The organism is Paenibacillus albidus (genome assembly GCF_014644435.1).
In the GTDB taxonomy this organism is placed as follows: Bacteria; Bacillota; Bacilli; order Paenibacillales; family Paenibacillaceae; genus Paenibacillus_AQ; species Paenibacillus_AQ albidus.
Genome location: NZ_BMKR01000017.1, coordinates 25102 through 40818, shown reverse-complemented (window position 1 = coordinate 40818; position 15717 = coordinate 25102). Strand labels below are relative to the sequence as shown.

14 protein-coding genes and 1 riboswitch are annotated in these 15717 nt (G+C 53.7%); of the genes, 9 read left to right on the top strand and 5 right to left on the bottom strand.

The features are described 5' to 3' along the window. Positions 1–6: 6 nt before the first annotated feature. A riboswitch (TPP riboswitch) is annotated at positions 7–113 on the top strand. 120 nt (positions 114–233) lie between these two features. The 4 genes from thiC (at position 234) to IEY53_RS19275 (ending at position 4278) form a co-directional block, all read left to right on the top strand. Beyond that, positions 234–2057 (top strand): phosphomethylpyrimidine synthase ThiC, encoded by a 1824-nt coding sequence (thiC, locus tag IEY53_RS19290; protein ID WP_189027848.1) that lies wholly within the window; start codon positions 234–236, stop codon positions 2055–2057. Positions 2058–2244: 187 nt separating this feature from the next. Then, positions 2245–2781 carry an STM3941 family protein gene (locus IEY53_RS19285; RefSeq protein ID WP_189027847.1) on the top strand — a complete coding sequence of 179 codons (537 nt, stop codon included), beginning with the start codon at positions 2245–2247 and terminating at the stop codon, positions 2779–2781. 47 nt (positions 2782–2828) lie between these two features. Continuing rightward, complete coding sequence (locus IEY53_RS19280) at positions 2829–3413, top strand: SMI1/KNR4 family protein (protein ID WP_189027846.1); 585 nt, start codon at positions 2829–2831, stop codon at positions 3411–3413. Positions 3414–3483: 70 nt separating this feature from the next. Then, positions 3484–4278 carry a DUF4261 domain-containing protein gene (locus IEY53_RS19275; protein WP_189027844.1) on the top strand — a complete coding sequence of 265 codons (795 nt, stop codon included), beginning with the start codon at positions 3484–3486 and terminating at the stop codon, positions 4276–4278. A gap of 424 nt (positions 4279–4702) precedes the next feature. Here IEY53_RS19275 and IEY53_RS19270 read toward each other — a convergent pair whose 3' ends face one another. After that, positions 4703–6241 (bottom strand): acetate--CoA ligase, encoded by a 1539-nt coding sequence (locus IEY53_RS19270; RefSeq protein ID WP_189027954.1) that lies wholly within the window; start codon positions 6239–6241, stop codon positions 4703–4705. Positions 6242–6477: 236 nt separating this feature from the next. Here IEY53_RS19270 and IEY53_RS19265 point away from each other — a divergent pair, with 236 nt between their 5' ends. The 3 genes from IEY53_RS19265 to IEY53_RS19255 are packed head-to-tail and all read left to right on the top strand — an operon-like array spanning position 6478 to position 9412. Continuing rightward, positions 6478–7713, top strand: coding sequence for an FxLYD domain-containing protein (locus IEY53_RS19265; RefSeq protein WP_189027842.1), 1236 nt, complete (start codon positions 6478–6480; stop codon positions 7711–7713). Between the two features lie 13 nt (positions 7714–7726). Next, a complete protein-coding gene (locus tag IEY53_RS19260) occupies positions 7727–8872 on the top strand; it encodes a S1C family serine protease (RefSeq protein WP_189027840.1) in 1146 nt (381 codons plus the stop codon). Between the two features lie 24 nt (positions 8873–8896). After that, on the top strand, positions 8897–9412 hold the full coding sequence (locus IEY53_RS19255; protein ID WP_189027839.1) for a GNAT family N-acetyltransferase: 516 nt from the start codon (positions 8897–8899) through the stop codon (positions 9410–9412). Positions 9413–9772: 360 nt separating this feature from the next. Here IEY53_RS19255 and IEY53_RS19250 read toward each other — a convergent pair whose 3' ends face one another. After that, positions 9773–10738: a DMT family transporter gene (locus tag IEY53_RS19250; protein WP_189027837.1), complete on the bottom strand. Its 966-nt coding sequence runs from the start codon at positions 10736–10738 to the stop codon at positions 9773–9775. A gap of 165 nt (positions 10739–10903) precedes the next feature. On the opposite strand from IEY53_RS19250, the gene IEY53_RS19245 reads away from it, so the two are divergent. Next, on the top strand, positions 10904–12247 hold the full coding sequence (locus IEY53_RS19245; RefSeq protein WP_189027836.1) for an aminotransferase-like domain-containing protein: 1344 nt from the start codon (positions 10904–10906) through the stop codon (positions 12245–12247). A 141-nt stretch (positions 12248–12388) separates the two neighbouring features. Further along, positions 12389–13108 (top strand): hypothetical protein, encoded by a 720-nt coding sequence (locus tag IEY53_RS19240; protein WP_189027834.1) that lies wholly within the window; start codon positions 12389–12391, stop codon positions 13106–13108. A 118-nt stretch (positions 13109–13226) separates the two neighbouring features. On the opposite strand, the gene IEY53_RS19235 is transcribed toward IEY53_RS19240, so the two are convergent. The 3 genes from IEY53_RS19235 to IEY53_RS19225 all read right to left on the bottom strand — a co-directional run bounded on the left by IEY53_RS19235 (position 13227) and on the right by IEY53_RS19225 (position 15533). Then, a complete protein-coding gene (locus tag IEY53_RS19235) occupies positions 13227–13352 on the bottom strand; it encodes a DUF4023 family protein (RefSeq protein ID WP_189027833.1) in 126 nt (41 codons plus the stop codon). A gap of 65 nt (positions 13353–13417) precedes the next feature. Then, a complete protein-coding gene (locus tag IEY53_RS19230) occupies positions 13418–14227 on the bottom strand; it encodes a WYL domain-containing protein (RefSeq protein ID WP_189027831.1) in 810 nt (269 codons plus the stop codon). After that, positions 14214–15533 (bottom strand): helix-turn-helix transcriptional regulator, encoded by a 1320-nt coding sequence (locus IEY53_RS19225; RefSeq protein WP_189027830.1) that lies wholly within the window; start codon positions 15531–15533, stop codon positions 14214–14216. The genes IEY53_RS19230 and IEY53_RS19225 overlap by 14 nt, the downstream gene beginning before the upstream one ends. Between the last annotated feature and the right edge of the window lie 184 nt (positions 15534–15717).

Sequence of the window (15717 nt, the reverse complement as noted above, 5' to 3'; positions counted from 1 at the left end):
TGAACAAGAACCCACTAGGGGAGCCTGAATAGGCTGAGACGGGAAAATTGCATTTCCGGACCCTTGAACCTGATCTGGATCATACCAGCGTAGGAAAGTGGAGTCGGACCTTTATTTGTAATTGGCATGATCTGTTCCCTGATCATTCACTGATAAAGCCGCTCCATGTGGAGCGGCTTTTTGATGCGCATTCTTGCTCATGAATTCCACTAAGCATTAAGGGAGGAATCAAGATGCCAAATGAAGTGAAGAACGGGTCAAACGAGGAACTGAAGAAGATTGCAAACGCGGCTGCTGACCGCAAAGGAGAGGTGGATTTGTCCGCTTTTCCGGGGAGCCGCAAGGTGTATGTGGAAGGTACCAGCCCGGATATCCGGGTACCGATGCGGGAGATCAGTCTGAGCAAGACCTCTGGCGCGGCCGGTGAAGAGGACAATGCTCCTGTGCGCGTCTACGACACAAGCGGATTGTACACCGATATCGAAGCGTCGACCGATATCCGCCAGGGGCTTCCGCCGCACCGGCTGCGGTGGATTGAAGCCCGCGGTGATGCCGAAAGCTATGTTGGCAGAGCAATTAGGCCGGAGGATAACGGGAATGCTTCAGGCCAATCGGGGGTGGAGGTATTTCCGGGCTTGCAGCGGCAGCCGCTGAGAGCGAAGGCGGGGCGCAATGTCAGCCAGCTGCATTATGCACGCCGGGGCATCATCACGGCAGAGATGGAATTCATTGCGATCCGCGAGCAGGTGAAGCCCGAGTTCGTGCGGGATGAGGTCGCCAGCGGACGTGCAATTATTCCGGCGAACATCAACCACCCGGAGAGCGAACCGATGATTATCGGGCGGAACTTTCTGGTCAAGATCAACGCGAACATCGGGAACTCGGCGGTATCCTCCTCTATTGAAGAAGAGGTGGAGAAGATGCGCTGGGCTACGCGCTGGGGTGCGGACAACATCATGGACCTCTCCACCGGCACAAACATTCATACAACCCGGGAATGGATTATCCGCAATTCTCCGGTACCCATCGGGACTGTTCCGATCTATCAGGCTCTGGAAAAGGTCAAAGGCAAAGCAGAGGAGCTCACGTGGGAAGTCTATCGCGACACACTGATTGAGCAGGCCGAGCAAGGCGTGGATTACTTCACCATCCATGCCGGGGTGCTGCTGCGTTATATCCCGCTGACGGCAAGGCGGATGACCGGGATTGTCTCGCGGGGCGGATCGATTATGGCAGCCTGGTGCCTGGCGCATCATGAGGAGAACTTCCTGTACACGCATTTTGAGGAGATCTGCGAGATTATGAAGACCTATGATGTAGCCTTCTCGCTTGGTGACGGACTGCGCCCCGGCTCCATCGCCGATGCGAACGACGAAGCCCAGTTCGCGGAACTGGAGACCTTGGGCGAGCTGACGGCGCTGGCCTGGAAGCATGATGTGCAGGTAATGGTTGAAGGCCCGGGACATGTGCCGATGCATCAGATCAAGGAGAATATGGATAAGCAGCTGGAACTATGCCATGGTGCGCCTTTTTACACTTTGGGGCCGCTCACGACAGATATTGCTCCCGGTTATGACCATATTACTTCGGCCATCGGCGCAGCAATGATCGGCTGGTTCGGCACAGCGATGTTGTGTTACGTAACGCCGAAGGAGCATCTGGGGCTGCCGAACAAAAACGATGTGCGGGAAGGGGTCATCACCTACAAAATCGCCGCCCATGCTGCCGATCTTGCCAAAGGCCATCCGGGTGCCCGGGAGCGGGACGATGCCTTGTCCAAAGCGCGGTTCGAGTTCCGCTGGCGCGACCAGTTCCATCTGTCGCTTGATCCCGAGCGGGCGCTCGAATACCACGACGAGACGCTGCCGGCCGAAGGGGCCAAGACGGCCCACTTCTGCTCAATGTGCGGGCCGAAATTTTGCAGCATGCGCATTTCTCACGATATCCGTGACTCCGCCCGGCAGCGGGAGGAAACGGCAGAGCAAGAGGCCATCGCCGCCGGAATGCGCGAGAAGGCCGAAGCCTTTAAAGAAGGCGGCAGCGTGATTTATAAATAAGCCGATAGTTATCCGGCGGGGGTGTTCCAGCAGTCATGAATGGCTGGAGCATCCCTTTTTTTTTTGGCGGATATTTATACTTAACGTTGAACTGCCCGCTGCCGGTGTGTTTAAACAGGAGGTCAGGAAGTTTAATAGTTTATTTGGAGCCATTTATACATAAGAATGACTGGGGGAAACGGGACACATGAACACATTAATGAAACAGGAGTCTTTTAAGGTGTATACGGGGAAGCGGAATCTGTGGCTGATGGCTTTGGCCGGACTGGCTTTTGTCGCTGCAGGGGTGTGGATGATCAGCCTTTATCTGGAGGGCGGAGAGTCGATCCTTATTGCGTTGGTGGGATTGGTTTGTACCGTTTTCTTCGGCGCTTGTCTGTTGTACATTATCAAGATGATGTTTGACCGCGGGCCGGCGGTGATTCTGGATGAGCAGGGCGTTACCGATCATTCTTCATTCACCTCCGGCGGCACCATCCGCTGGGACGAGATCGAGAATCTGGAGCTGTTTCATCTTTCCGGGCAAAAAATGATCGGCATTCAGCTCAAGGACCCGCAGGCATATCTGGCGAACCAGCGGGGTTTCAAGGGCTGGCTGATGCGGGTGAATCACCGCATGGTGGACGCCCCGGTCAATATTGCCCAGGCTGCTCTGCCGATTCCGCTGGAGCAGCTGTATGAGGAGATGCTCCGGCGCTGGGAGTTGCATCGCCAGGATCATTGAGGATAATAGAGAGTAAGCAACTATTTAACCATGCAAAGGATGACAACATGCCAACTCAACCATTAACACAACTATTCCAGGAATACCTCCGCCTGTCCGCAGAGCAACGTCCCAATTACATTGCCAGTCTGGGTGCGGGCGATGAGGCTTGCACTACGAGCCTTGCCGAATTGGTGCCGCAGGTTCCGGAACTGCTGGAGGCCGTATACAGCACTGTTGCCGGCACCGGCAGTGATGAAGAAGACCCCAGCCTTGTTGAATTTATACCCGGATACCGGTTGATTCACAGGGAGGAGTATGCCCAGGAGATGCAGGTGCTGGCCGGGGTTCTGCAAGAGAAGGGCCAGGAGACAGAGGGAGTGATTCTTCCGCTGCTGACGAACTATGGAAGTGACTTCATTTGCTACCATCGTTCCGTGGAGGGTGTTGAACGGATATGCGACCTGCTGCATGATTACGGCGATTTGGTCGTTATGTATGATTCGCCTGCCCTATTCCTGGAGACACTATGCGAATTCTACAAGCAGGAGGTTTATTTCCTGGACGAAGAAGGCTACCTGGATTGCGATCTTGTCAAAGAAGGCGAAGTGGCCGCAGCGCTAAATCCGGAAGCGAACTATTGGTCCGAGTAACTCTGCTGAATACTGAAGCCGGCGGAGTGGAAACCAATCTTGTGCCGCGATAACAAAGGAGATCGGTCCTATGGGGATGTTTGACAGATTGCGCCGAAAAAAACAAGCAGCCGCCGAAGAACCTATACGGGCGGAGGAACAAGCGGAGCTGATTCTGGGGTTCGCGCTGCTGGAGAGCGGTGAATGTGATTTTGACCGCTTCATCGCTAACATGAAAAAGGAATGGGATATAGACGTAGAAGACAGGCCCGACCAAGATAACCTGATGTTCAGTGTGGACGGGATGCAGGTGGTCTGCGCTTATATTCCTGCTCGGATTCCCGACAATGAGGCCGAGGACTGCTGCAAATATAATCTGCTGTGGCCCGATGCGGAGCAGGTCGTTTCCAGACATCAGGCGCAGATCATCATTACGGTGCTGAACTATGACGATGTGCTGGATGGCTACCAGCTGTTCACCAAGACGGCGAGCGCATGGCTGCAGCTGGACAATGCCCTGGCCCTGTATATGGCCCCGCTGGTAGTGGAAGCGGGCAAATATGTGGAGACGGCGCAGATGCTGCATGAGGAGGGGCTTCCGGTGTCTCTCTGGGTATTTATCGGGCTGTACCGGACGGAGCAAAAAGCCTCCGCTTATACGCGGGGGCTGCGGACATTCGGCAAGGAGGAACTGGAGATTATCAGCTCCGGGGAGTCGCTGGAAGACGTTTTTGAGCTTATGTTCATGGTCACCGACTATATTGTAGGGGATGATGTGACCTTGAGACATGGGGAGACTATCGGCTTCACTGCGGAGCAAAAGCTGCCCATCACCCTGTCGCAGGGGGGAGCCGTCGAAGGCCAGACCTTGAAGATCGGCTACTGACAAGCCGGGACCGGTGCTATATTTAGAAAAAGGGGCTGCCCCCAAGCCATGTGAATGGTTTGGGAGGCAGCCCCTGCGCTTGGAAAATGACGCCTTGGACCGCGATAGGGAATTCTACCCGCTAAAAGAGACGAATGTCCGATTCCAACCGGTATAGCGGGAATTTTGCCCACTAATATCGTCAAAAACACCCTCACTCGGGAGTTCCTGCAATATTAGCGGGCGTTATTCCCTGTAAGTCATCCAGACAGCTTGTAATCCCTGAATTAGCGGGTGAAATTCCCGCTAGCAGGTAAGGTTCCACGTTGCTGCTGTCCATGCCAGCTGCCCCGCCCGCGGCGTTCAGCAGCCGCTGTCCACGCGTTCAGCTCTCGTCTGCGGCGTTCACGTTGCCGCTGTCCATGCAGCAGCTTCTAAGCTGCGGCTATTCCCGCGCTGTCCGCAACTCCTGCTCCCGCAGCTCGATTCTGCGGATCTTGCCGGAGGAGGTCTTCGGCAGATCCGTGATGAATTCGATCTTGCGCGGATATTTGTAAGGCGCGGTCCATTCCTTCACATGGTTCTGCAGCTCTTTGGCCAGCTCCGGTGAACCGGTTACCTCATCCTTTAGCACAATGAATGCTTTTACGATATGGCCGCGAATCTCATCGGGGCTGGCTACGACGGCGCATTCTTTGACCGAGTTATGCTTCATCAGCGCTTCCTCTACTTCAAAGGGGCCAATGGTATAACCTGAGCTGATGATGATATCGTCGCCGCGGCCTTCAAACCAGAAGTAGCCGTCCTCATCCCTGCGGGCACGGTCTCCTGTCACAAAATAGTCCCCTTGCGAGCTTTTGCCTTTACGTTCAGGGTCCTTGTAATAGGTATGGAACAACGCCGGCATGCTCAAATGGACCGCAATATCGCCAACGACTCCCGGAGCGACCGGAATTCCGTGCTCATCGACTACTTCCACAATCCCCGGTTCAATCGCCTGGCCCATGGAGCCCATGCGGATCGGGGTGTCCTTGAGGGTTCCGATAATCAGCGTGCTTTCGGTCTGCCCGTAGCCGTCGCGGATCGTAATATCGAAATGGCGCTGGAAGGTGTCTATGACCTCCTGATTCAAAGGTTCTCCTGCAGAAACCGCACAGCGCAGTTTAGACAAGTCGTATTGCCCCAGCCCTTCTGTTTTGGCCATCAGGCGGTATTCCGTAGGTGTGCAGCACAAGACCTGGATGCCATGATCCTGCAGCAGCTGCAGATACCGTTTGGGCTGGAACGCGCCGTTATAGACGAAGCCCGTTGCCCCGTTGCCGAGCACGGTCAGGAAGGGGCTCCAGATCCATTTTTGCCAGCCGGGTGCGGCGGTTGCCCAGACGGTATCCGATTCGCGGATATCCAGCCACTGGGAAGATACGATACGAAGATGGGCATAGGCCCAGCCGTGGCTGTGAACGACAGCCTTGGGATTGCCGGTCGTCCCGGAAGTGTAGGCCAGAATGGCAATATCATCCCGTCGGGTTGCTACCGTGGTGAAATCCTCCTGCTGTCCGTCCATCAGTGCGTCCAGGTCCAGCCAGCCCCCGCTTAAGGCGCTGTCTTCAGTGACGGCAATGCGGAAATCCAAAGCCGGCAGATCCTCGCTGATTTTGTCCACCTCTCCCAAGATCTTCGACCAGGCGATGACGGCTCGGGCTTCGGAATGGCGCAGACGGTATGACAGGTCTTTGGCGCGGAGCATCTCGGAGGAAGGAATGATCGCCAGTCCTAGCTTGAGACAGGCCATATAAATGGCATAGGTAATAATTCTGCGCGGTACCATAACCAGAACCTTGTCCCCTTTGCGCAGCCCCAGCTGGCTGAGCCCGCCCGCCAGCCGGTTGGCCTGCTGCAACAGCTTCCCATAGGTAATCTCCTCGCACTGCTGGTGTTCATTCAAGAATTTTAGAGCAACTTTATCGGCCGGGTGCTGTTCCATTTCCGATGTAAGGTTGTAGATTTCAGGTGCAATTAGGTGCGGATGTTCCAAATGAATCTCTCCTAACTAAAGCTAAGATGGTATAACTGCTGTCCTCAGTATAGCATGTTATCCTAGTACCAGGTACTAGTACCTCGGCGGGGTATTCAAGAATGTTCTGTGTCTATTTCTTTTTTTATATATTATAATGTCGATAAATGGGAGATTTTGAAACAACTCTAGTGGGGGAAAGCAACATGTACTGTCATGAATGTGGAACCAAAAATACAGCAGGCACAGCCATTTGTATCCGTTGCGGCACAAAGCTGCATCTTGGAGAAGAGGCGCTCAGCGAGCCGGCAGGCGGCGAGATTGCTGCAGGACTTGAGCGGCGTACGGCGCGGGGAGTCCAGACCGGGAAAACTGCGGCTAATCTGCAATCCGGACAAACGGGCAGTGTGTTCGCCTGGGTCATCCCTCTACTGCTGCTAGGCGTGGTTGGGCTTGGTCTGGGCCTTTATTACAAATATGAAGCGGGAATTAATCGGCAGGTGCTGGCACTGCAGCAGCAGGCTGAAGCGGAAGCGCTGGAAGGCCGCTACGGAGCAGCCGTTGAGCTGCTGGATACGGCGGCCGGGAAGCGGCCCCGGTATCAGGCGCTGGCCCTGGACAGGGAGATTGCTGCGGAAGCTGCGGAATTGCAGCAGCAGCTTGCGGCGGCAGCGGAAGGGCTGAAGACACAGCAGCTGCAGACCAGTGAAGCTGCCATGAAGGCCATAACGCAGGCTGTGGCGGGACGGCAGGAGCCGGTCTTTGCTGCGCTCCAGAAAGAGCTGGCTACCAGCCAAGTGAAGCTGGCAGTTATGAAGGTGAAGAGTGAGCTGGACAAACTGAATACTGTAGACGCCTTGGCTGTGAAGCTGGGGGCCGTAGTGAATCTGGAAGGTGAAGAAGCGGAGGCGGTCAAGAAGCAAATCATCAGCAAGCTGGCAGGACTCAGCTATACCGCAGCCGAGAAGCTGCTGAAGCTCAAAGATTTTGCAGGCGCCTTGCAGGCCGTAGACAAAGGGCTCTCCTATGCGCCGGAGGACGAGCAATTAAGTGCCTACCGCAAACGGATTCAGAGTGAGAAGCTGGCTTTTGAACAAGCGGAGCAGGAACGTATTGAGCGCGCGCAGCAGCAGGCTGCCGAAGAGGATTTGACCAACCGGACGGCGGCTGTTGATGTGACCGGAATTCAGGTGATTCTGGACGAATACGGCGACCTGGAAATCCGCGGGACCGTGAACAACAAAGCGACACGCCCGATCTATTCCATTGATGTGAGTCTGGGCATTTATAACGAGTCCGGTTCTTATCTGGGGGAAACGTATGCCAGTGTGTACCCGTACCGTCTGGAACCGGGCGAGTCCGGCGAGTTCACAGTTTCGTATTACGGTGTCTACGAAGAAGCGCAGGCATCTGTAGTTAACGTAACATGGTATTTGGAATAGGGGGCCGCAATTGATGTCTAAGAGAATATGGGCAAGTGTCATTACGAGTGTTGTTATTTTGGGTGCGGGAACAGTGGGTGCCCTTTGGATTCATAAATCGCTTGAGCAGGAGCTGCAAAGCGGGCCCCTGCTGGCAGCAGCTCCGGCAGATTCTGCACAGGTACAGGCTGCGGCTGCCAAGACAGAGGTTCCCAAAACGCGGAAAGAAATCATCGAGGATAGCCAGAAGCGGGTCGTTACCATTATAAGCGGAGATTCGCAGGGTTCAGGATTTGTATACAACAGTCAGGGGGATCTGCTGACCAATGCGCATGTGGTCGAAGGCTCAAGCGTGGTGACCATCCGCACCTTAAGTCATGAGGAGTATCAAGGAACAGTCATCGGAATAGGTGTAGATACCGATGTGGCTGTCGTCCGTGTCCCCAAGCTCAAAGGGATGGTTCCGCTGACCATTGCGCGTACGCAGAGGGCAGAGACCGGAGATGAGATTCTGGCGCTCGGCAGCCCGCTGGGGCTGGAGAATACGGTAACAACCGGAATTATTAGCGGCATTGGCCGGAGCTTCGAGATTGAACCGTATCTTTACAGCAATATGATTCAGATCTCTGCGCCTATTACACATGGGAACAGCGGGGGGCCGCTCGTGAGCGCCACAACCGGAGAAGTGCTCGGCATCAACTCGGCCTCCATCGACCAGGAATCCGGTATCGGGTTCAGCATCCCCATATCCAGTGTGCTCAAACAGGTGGAGGAATGGTCAAAGAAGCCGATGACGGAATTGCCCGGCGCAAGCGGCGGGGTCACGGATGAAGATTCCGATGAATATTACTCTGCCGGCGAGGATTTGGTCCTCTATTTCTATGAGAGTCTGGACGCCGGCGATTATGTGACCGCCTATTCGCTGATCGGCAGTGATTGGCAGAGCAGCACGAATTACGAGGACTTCCGCAAAGGTTATCTGATGACCACCCATGTGACCGTAGATGAAGTGAAGGCTACCACAGAGGACAACGCCGGTGCACAGGTCAGCGCACTCATTACAGCGGAGGAACGCCGCAACGGTGAAACCGTGTTTCAGCGGTACCAGCTAAACTATACGCTGGGGCTTGAGAACGGGCAATTAAAGATTTTGCACGGGAAGGGCAAGAAGGCAGAGTAATAATAATCTGAAAGTGAGAACAAAATGAGCAACTTCACAACATTTGACGAAATATTCGCTATTATGGAGGTTTCCTTTCCCCCTAGTGAGATTAGAACCTATGAAGATCAGCGGGCGCTGCTCGCTCTCCCGCAATACCGGCTGCTTACCGAGCAGGATGCGGATGGACGAACGATTGCATTTTTGGCCGCGTGGGAATTTGCAGCTTTTCGTTTCGTGGAGCATATTGCGGTCGACCCGCAGATCAGGGGTGGCGGTCTTGGCCGCAAGCTGATGACCCGCTATATCGGCCAGTCGCCTAAACCGGTTCTGCTGGAGGTGGAGCCGCCCGTGGGTGAACTGGAGCAGCGAAGGGTAGGATTCTATGAACGGCTGGGGTTTCATTTAAATTCATATGATTATGTGCAGCCGCCTTTACGCAAGGGTCAAGCGGACCTGCCGCTGCAGATTATGACATACCCGGGGCCCCTGACGGCAGAGGACTTCCGCAGCTTCAGAGCTGTGCTGTACACGGAGGTATATAAGGTTATTCCGCGGTAAACCTGCGCTCAGAGCTGCTTCTGATGTATTTAGTGCAGCGTAATCGCGCTGGTACGGCTTAAAAGTCCATTTGGATGTATTTCGTACATTGGAAACTTAGAAAACAGCCGTTTTCCAGCTGTTTCCGCTGTACCGAATGCATCAAATGCAGTCAAATCGAAAATGTGCCTAATTTACGCGCAGCCTGATGTATAAAATGCAGTGAACAGACTCCATCCCTTAACAAGGGCATTCCAGCGAGCCACCATCCCCAAAAAACTAACCGCCAGCGTCTGCCTTTACATCTTACGCAAAACCGCAAAGGATGCCCCGTTGCCATCGGCTCGGGGCATCCTGTTTGCTTATGTCGCTGTATCCCTTTCAGGTCACGTTTGCGTCAGGCTTCCGCCGCGCTGCACTGGCTATTTTCGGAGCTGCCTTTTTCCGTCCGAATAGATTGGCTCCAAGAACCCCCGCGATAATCAGCACCGAGCCGATTAGATGATACACGGTTACTTCTTCACCCAGGAACAACGCCCCGGCCGCAATGGAGACGATGGTCGCCAGATTGGTGAACACGCTCATTTTGGAGGCTTCAATCTTGGACAAGATATAAGTAGAAGTCAGCGTCGTAACCAGCGAAGAAATCACGCCCAGGTACAGGGCCGAGATGACAAAGGTTCCGCTGGCGAGCGGGGTGAAGAAATTACCGAGTGTTCCGGCAGCCGTGTGGTTGATCAACGAAATCGCCAGAAATACAATGAATCCGATCGCCATCATCAGATAACTGATTTCCGCCGGACTGAACTGCTTCGACAGCGAGCGGGCAAGCACGCTATATCCGGCAAAAGCGACACAAGTCAGGAACAGCATCAGAATCCCGGCCATATTGGAGAGGTCAATGCTGCTCCCCTTCATGATGAAAATAAACACCACGCCGAAGACCGACAGGAAGATCGAGAGCTTTTGCAGCACAGTGGTCGCTTCTTTGAGAAATATCGCTGCAATAATCATCGTCACTACCGGTGTGAAAGAGTACAGAATCCCTCCCTCGGCAGAAGTGGCGTGCTGGAGTCCGAAGACCTGGAGGGTGAAAAAGCCAAGCGGGTACATTGTGGCCAAAAGCAGCACTTTATACAGCGGCTTCCCGCGGTAACGGAGCTTGACCCAGCCAAACGCGACCGGCACAGACATCACCAGAAACGATGCGGCAAAACGGAAGGTCAGCGTATCGAGCGGGCCGGAGTACTCCAGGGCCATTTTGGTAAACAGGAACGAAAAGCCGATAATCGCCGCATTCAGCACGGCAAAGATATAGGCAAGCTTTACACCGGTTTGTTGTTTCATGATGGGTTCTTCCTCTCTTTTTTGGATGATTGTGTGTGTAAGCACGCCAGATCCGATATCTCTAAATTAAGGGGATTTGTCTGTTCAAACAATGATGATTTGAGAGGATTGTACCGGTACAGTTAAGCGGGATGGGGTATAATAGTTATATAAAGGGGGGACAAGATGAAAAAGTATGATGGGGTTATAACCGACCTGGAGCGCAAAATAAAAGAAGGCCAATACCGTTCCGGACAAAAGCTTCCATCGGTACGTAGTGCCGCAGCATCCTATGGGTGCAGTATCAGTACGATCCTTCGGGCCTATGGCGAATTGGAAAATAAACATGCCATCTACTCGATCCCGCAAAGCGGCTATTATGTAGTGGAACAGCCGGGAGAAGGGCAAGCGGTATCCGACAGCGAAAGGATTGATTTCAGCTCGGCTTCGCCGGATTTGAATGTGTTCCCTTATCTTGATTTCCAGCACTGTCTCAATAAAGCGATCGACACCTACAAGTATCACTTGTTTACCTACGGAGAAACGCAAGGCCTCGCATCCCTGCGGCAGACGCTTGTCTCCCATCTCGCGAACGATCAGGTGTTCACCGGAGCAGAGCGGATTTTTATTACCTCCGGCGTTCAGCAGGCGCTGGGCATTCTGGCCAAAATGCCGTTTCCGAACGGGAACCGGACCGTTCTCGTCGAACAGCCGAGTTATGATATTTACCTGCGTTATCTGGAGACGGAGGGCATACCGGTCTGCGGCATTCCCCGCTCGGCGGACGGAATTGACCTGGGGCGGCTGGAGGAGTTATTCCGTACCGGCGGCATTAAATTTTTCTACACCATGTCCAGATATCAGAATCCGCTGGGGACCTCTTACCGCCCTGAGGAACGGAAGGCCATTGCCGCCCTGGCCGGCAAATATGATGTCTACATCGTGGAGGATGACTATATGGCTGATCTCGGGTTCAGCCAGCGGTTTGAGCCGATAGCCGCTTTTGACCGGACCGGGCATGTCATCTATTTAAAAAGCTTCTCCAAGATCATTTTCCCGGGCCTCAGCCTGGGAGCCGCCGTCCTGCCGGGCCCGCTGCCTGCGGTCTTCCAGGCCTACAAAAGCTACATGGATACCTCGCTGTTATCTCAGGCAGCCCTTGATGTGTACATTAAAAACGGCATGTATGAACGCCATAAGCATAAGATACGCGAGCTGTATGCGGCGCGGATGATGGCTTTTAACGAAGCGCTTAAGCGTTATAACGAGGCTGGTCTGATTGCGGCTCCGCAGATCACTTCAGGGATCTACATCCCCCTGCTGCTTCCGCAGACCGTCAATCTGGAGCAGCTGTTGAAACGCCTGGAGCAGCGCAACATTCGGGTGGTATCCGGGAAGGGCTTCTATTTATCCGATTATCTGGAGCGCGAGAAATTTCTGAAGATCAGCATCTCACGGGCCCGTCCCGGGCAGATTGATGCCGGTGTCAAAGCTATCGTGCAGGAGGTGGCCGCCGGAGGCTGGTGGTAGATTACTGCTGTTCACCGGACTTTGTTTGTTCGCACTTCTTTACATTCCCGATACAAGTTGGAAACAAGTTCATGATTAAATGATTGTATCAGCAAGCAGTAATCAAATAATCAATGACACCACTTGAAGGAGACGATAAGAATGAAAAGCAAAAAGATGATCATAGCAACGATGGTATGCGGAATGGCGATTACAGGCTCAGCGGGTGTGTATGCCGGAACAAATATGGAGAAGATCAGCGCGTTCCTTAACCATAGCATCGGATTCAAAGTGAATGGAGCAGCCTACAGTCCGGTGGACAACAAAGGAAATAAGCTGGCGGCGATTACTTACAAAGATATTACCTACCTGCCGGTAAGAGCGCTGGCCGATGCACTGAAGGTTCCGGTTACCTTTGATGCAGCCGCTAATCAAGTCGTACTGGGCACAAGCTCGGGCAGCACCACTCCGGGCAGCGGTTCGGCTGTTACTATGGTTGCTGTTCCATACACTGCTGCACAGAAAGCAGAAATCACCAAGGCTTTTGCCAACTTCCAGGGTTTTGAAACAGCTTATGCTCCGGGACAAATGGTGAAAGGCGATGTTCTGCAGAAGATATCGGGCCTCAGTGACGGTGTGAACTTTCAGTTCAAGCACATGACCGTAAATGTATCCCCGCGCGATTATTCTTTTGATTACGAAGGCAACAATGTGAAGCTCTCCAACGGTACCGAAGGTAAATGGTACAGCCCGTCCGGGGACACCGAGATGTTAACCTTTGGGCTGGCAGACCGTTTCGTGACCCTCAGTTCACCGGACAAAAGCCTTAGCAAAGAACAACTGGAGCAAGTGGCCGTAAGTGTAGCGAAAGTAAATAAATGAGCCTAAAGTTTAATCCCTTGAATAGTTAACAGGCTAAACAGCCCGGGTAGTCCATCAGCGGACCCCGGGCTGTTTTATGTTGCGACATAGATACATGACCTGCCTGTAATTTCAAATCCTATTTATTTGTGCCGTGCTGCTTGGTGGGCAGCTTTTCATTGGGCGTACCTTTTCCGCGGCGTTTGTTCTTCTCAGCCTTTTGCTGGGTGTCATGCAGCTTCTCTACGAACTCATGTGTATCCATGGGTACCCTCCTTGTTATGTCAGCTGCTGTTACTGTAACCAGTTTTGCAGGCTGGCATACATCCATCAGTCCGGTGTGTTCATCCCATACTGGCGCAGTGCTTTCAGGCTGGACTCACGCATCCGGCCAATCAGATAACCGCCTTCGGTCACACGGACCCGTTTGCCTAAGAAACGCAGCTTGGACAATACATATTCACTCTCATTTCCGAGAAAAGTAAGGGTGATGGAATAGGTTTGCAGCTCCGGGTCGTAAGCGACTTCTTTCTCAAAGCAGGAGAACGCGTATAATATCCGGGACAGCTCCTTGTTATACTCTGGCAGAACCGTAATCACGGCGCTGCGCTTGCGGCTCTCCAGCAGTCGCCCGATTTCAGCCAGAGTGGACGCAACAAGTTCCGCGGTGAGCGGTTCCGTGGAGAGGAGCTTCAGCTTTCTGAGCCGGGTACTGACATAGGCCCGGGTTCGGAAATTGTACCACAGCAAATACCATTCCCGTTTGACCATGGAATATTCCAGCCGGTAGGGAAACCCGGATTGTTCTGCACCGCAGCTCCCGTCCTTGTGAAGGAAACACATGGTAATCCCTTGCTTATGCCAGATCGCCCGGCGCAGGGGGCGCAGCAGCGGGTGATAGACCTGTGCTTCCAGGCTGCCGGCCTTCTGTACAAAATGGCCATGCAGATCGAGCGCTTCATCCTGCTGCAACAGCGTGGTGAGCTTCGCAAGCGTGACCGCCGAGAAGGCTTCCGCAGCGGAAGGGTGTGTGAGCATCAGCTTCAGCCAGGAGCGTTCATGGGCTGTGGCGAGGAAGGTGCCGGAGTCCTGCAGGCGGGCGAGCAGCTGGTAGTTGAATATTTTCTCAAAAGGATTCATAGTAAGCGGCAATCTCCTTCCACTCCTGGATCATCTCCTGCCGGAGCTTCGCTGGCGACAGCACTTCACAGCTGGACCCGAAGCTGCGCAGCCACGGCCTGATCTCCGTGGTCCCATTCACTGTGATTTCAAAGACGAAGGAACACTCATCTTCCTCCACGATCCGTCCCCACTGCCCCTGCAGCAGCACCCGTTCCTTCACGAAGTTATGCGCAGCCCCATCCGCCTGAGGGTTTATGAATCTGCACTGAATAGTCACCGGCCGGCCCGTATCAATCAACCAGCTGTAACGGATTCTGTCCTCAAGCAACTGTCTTTTCTTTTCAAAAAAATCCTCAGACACGACCTCCGCTTCTTCAAGCTGCGTCATCCCTTCCAAGCGGTACTTGCGGATATCACTCCGGCTGTGCCAAGCGAGCAGATACCATCTCCCATACTGATGGTCGTAGACCACTTTGAGCGGAAGCGCCGTTTCCTGCTTGCCTTCCGTCTCGCGGGCGAACAGCGGATTCGTGTTCTGGGAAGCATAGCTTTGATCCATCCGGGGCGAGAAATAGAGAAACTCCACCTTGCGCCGATAGCGGATGGCGGACAGCAGCGGGAAGAGATGGGCTTCGTCCAGAATCCGCGAGTAGTAATGGTATTTGTAGAGAAAAGGTTCAAGGCTCTCATTGCCCTCGGCTTTGCGGCTCAGCTGTTTGCGCAGGCCATCCCGCAGCAGGTATCCCTGGATGGACGGGAGCTGCGTATTGGACATTACGTCCACGAAGTCAAACAGATCCAGCAGCTCATCATCCGACAAGGCATGGACAAGGTCATTTTCCAGCCGATAGCGGAAGGGCCGGGGACCGGGTTCTTTGCGGATCACGCCTACCTCAGCCAAGTATTTCAGATCGCCGCGGATCGTTTTTTCGTCGGGAAAAGAAACGTCAGCGATTTCATCGGTGCAGCAGATATCAAGCAGTTCCTTGGCCGTCAGCGGCTGTTCGTGCAGCGCGGACAGGAGCCTCGCAATCCGCTGGCTCTCCGAGTCCTTCAGGGATTTGGCCCGGAACAAGAACAGCAGCATCGGTTCGGCGGAACCGTAGTAATTGAAGCGGAGCGATTCGGCGAATTCCTGGCCCTGTTCTTCCGGCAGCTGCTGGTAGACAGTGCTTACGACCTCTTTCAATTTCTTCAGTGTCTTGTCAAAAGTATGTACGGAAATGCCCAGCCGTTCGGCAAATTGTTTGCGGTTATACGCTCCGCTCGTCAATACAAGCATGCGCAGGAATTGAATCTCCTTGTCAAAGCTTTCTTTAGCCATCTTGTCCTCCGATTTTCTCTATAGCAGTTATACCTATTGTAACAGCTATGGTGACGGCGACAACTGGACAAATTGGAGAAGTTTCTCAGGAAGTCGTAATACTTGCGCCATGTTCGGATGCCTGAATATAAGCGACAATAGGTTCAAGAAAGTCGAGGCGCCTGAACGGGGTACTTCGAATTGG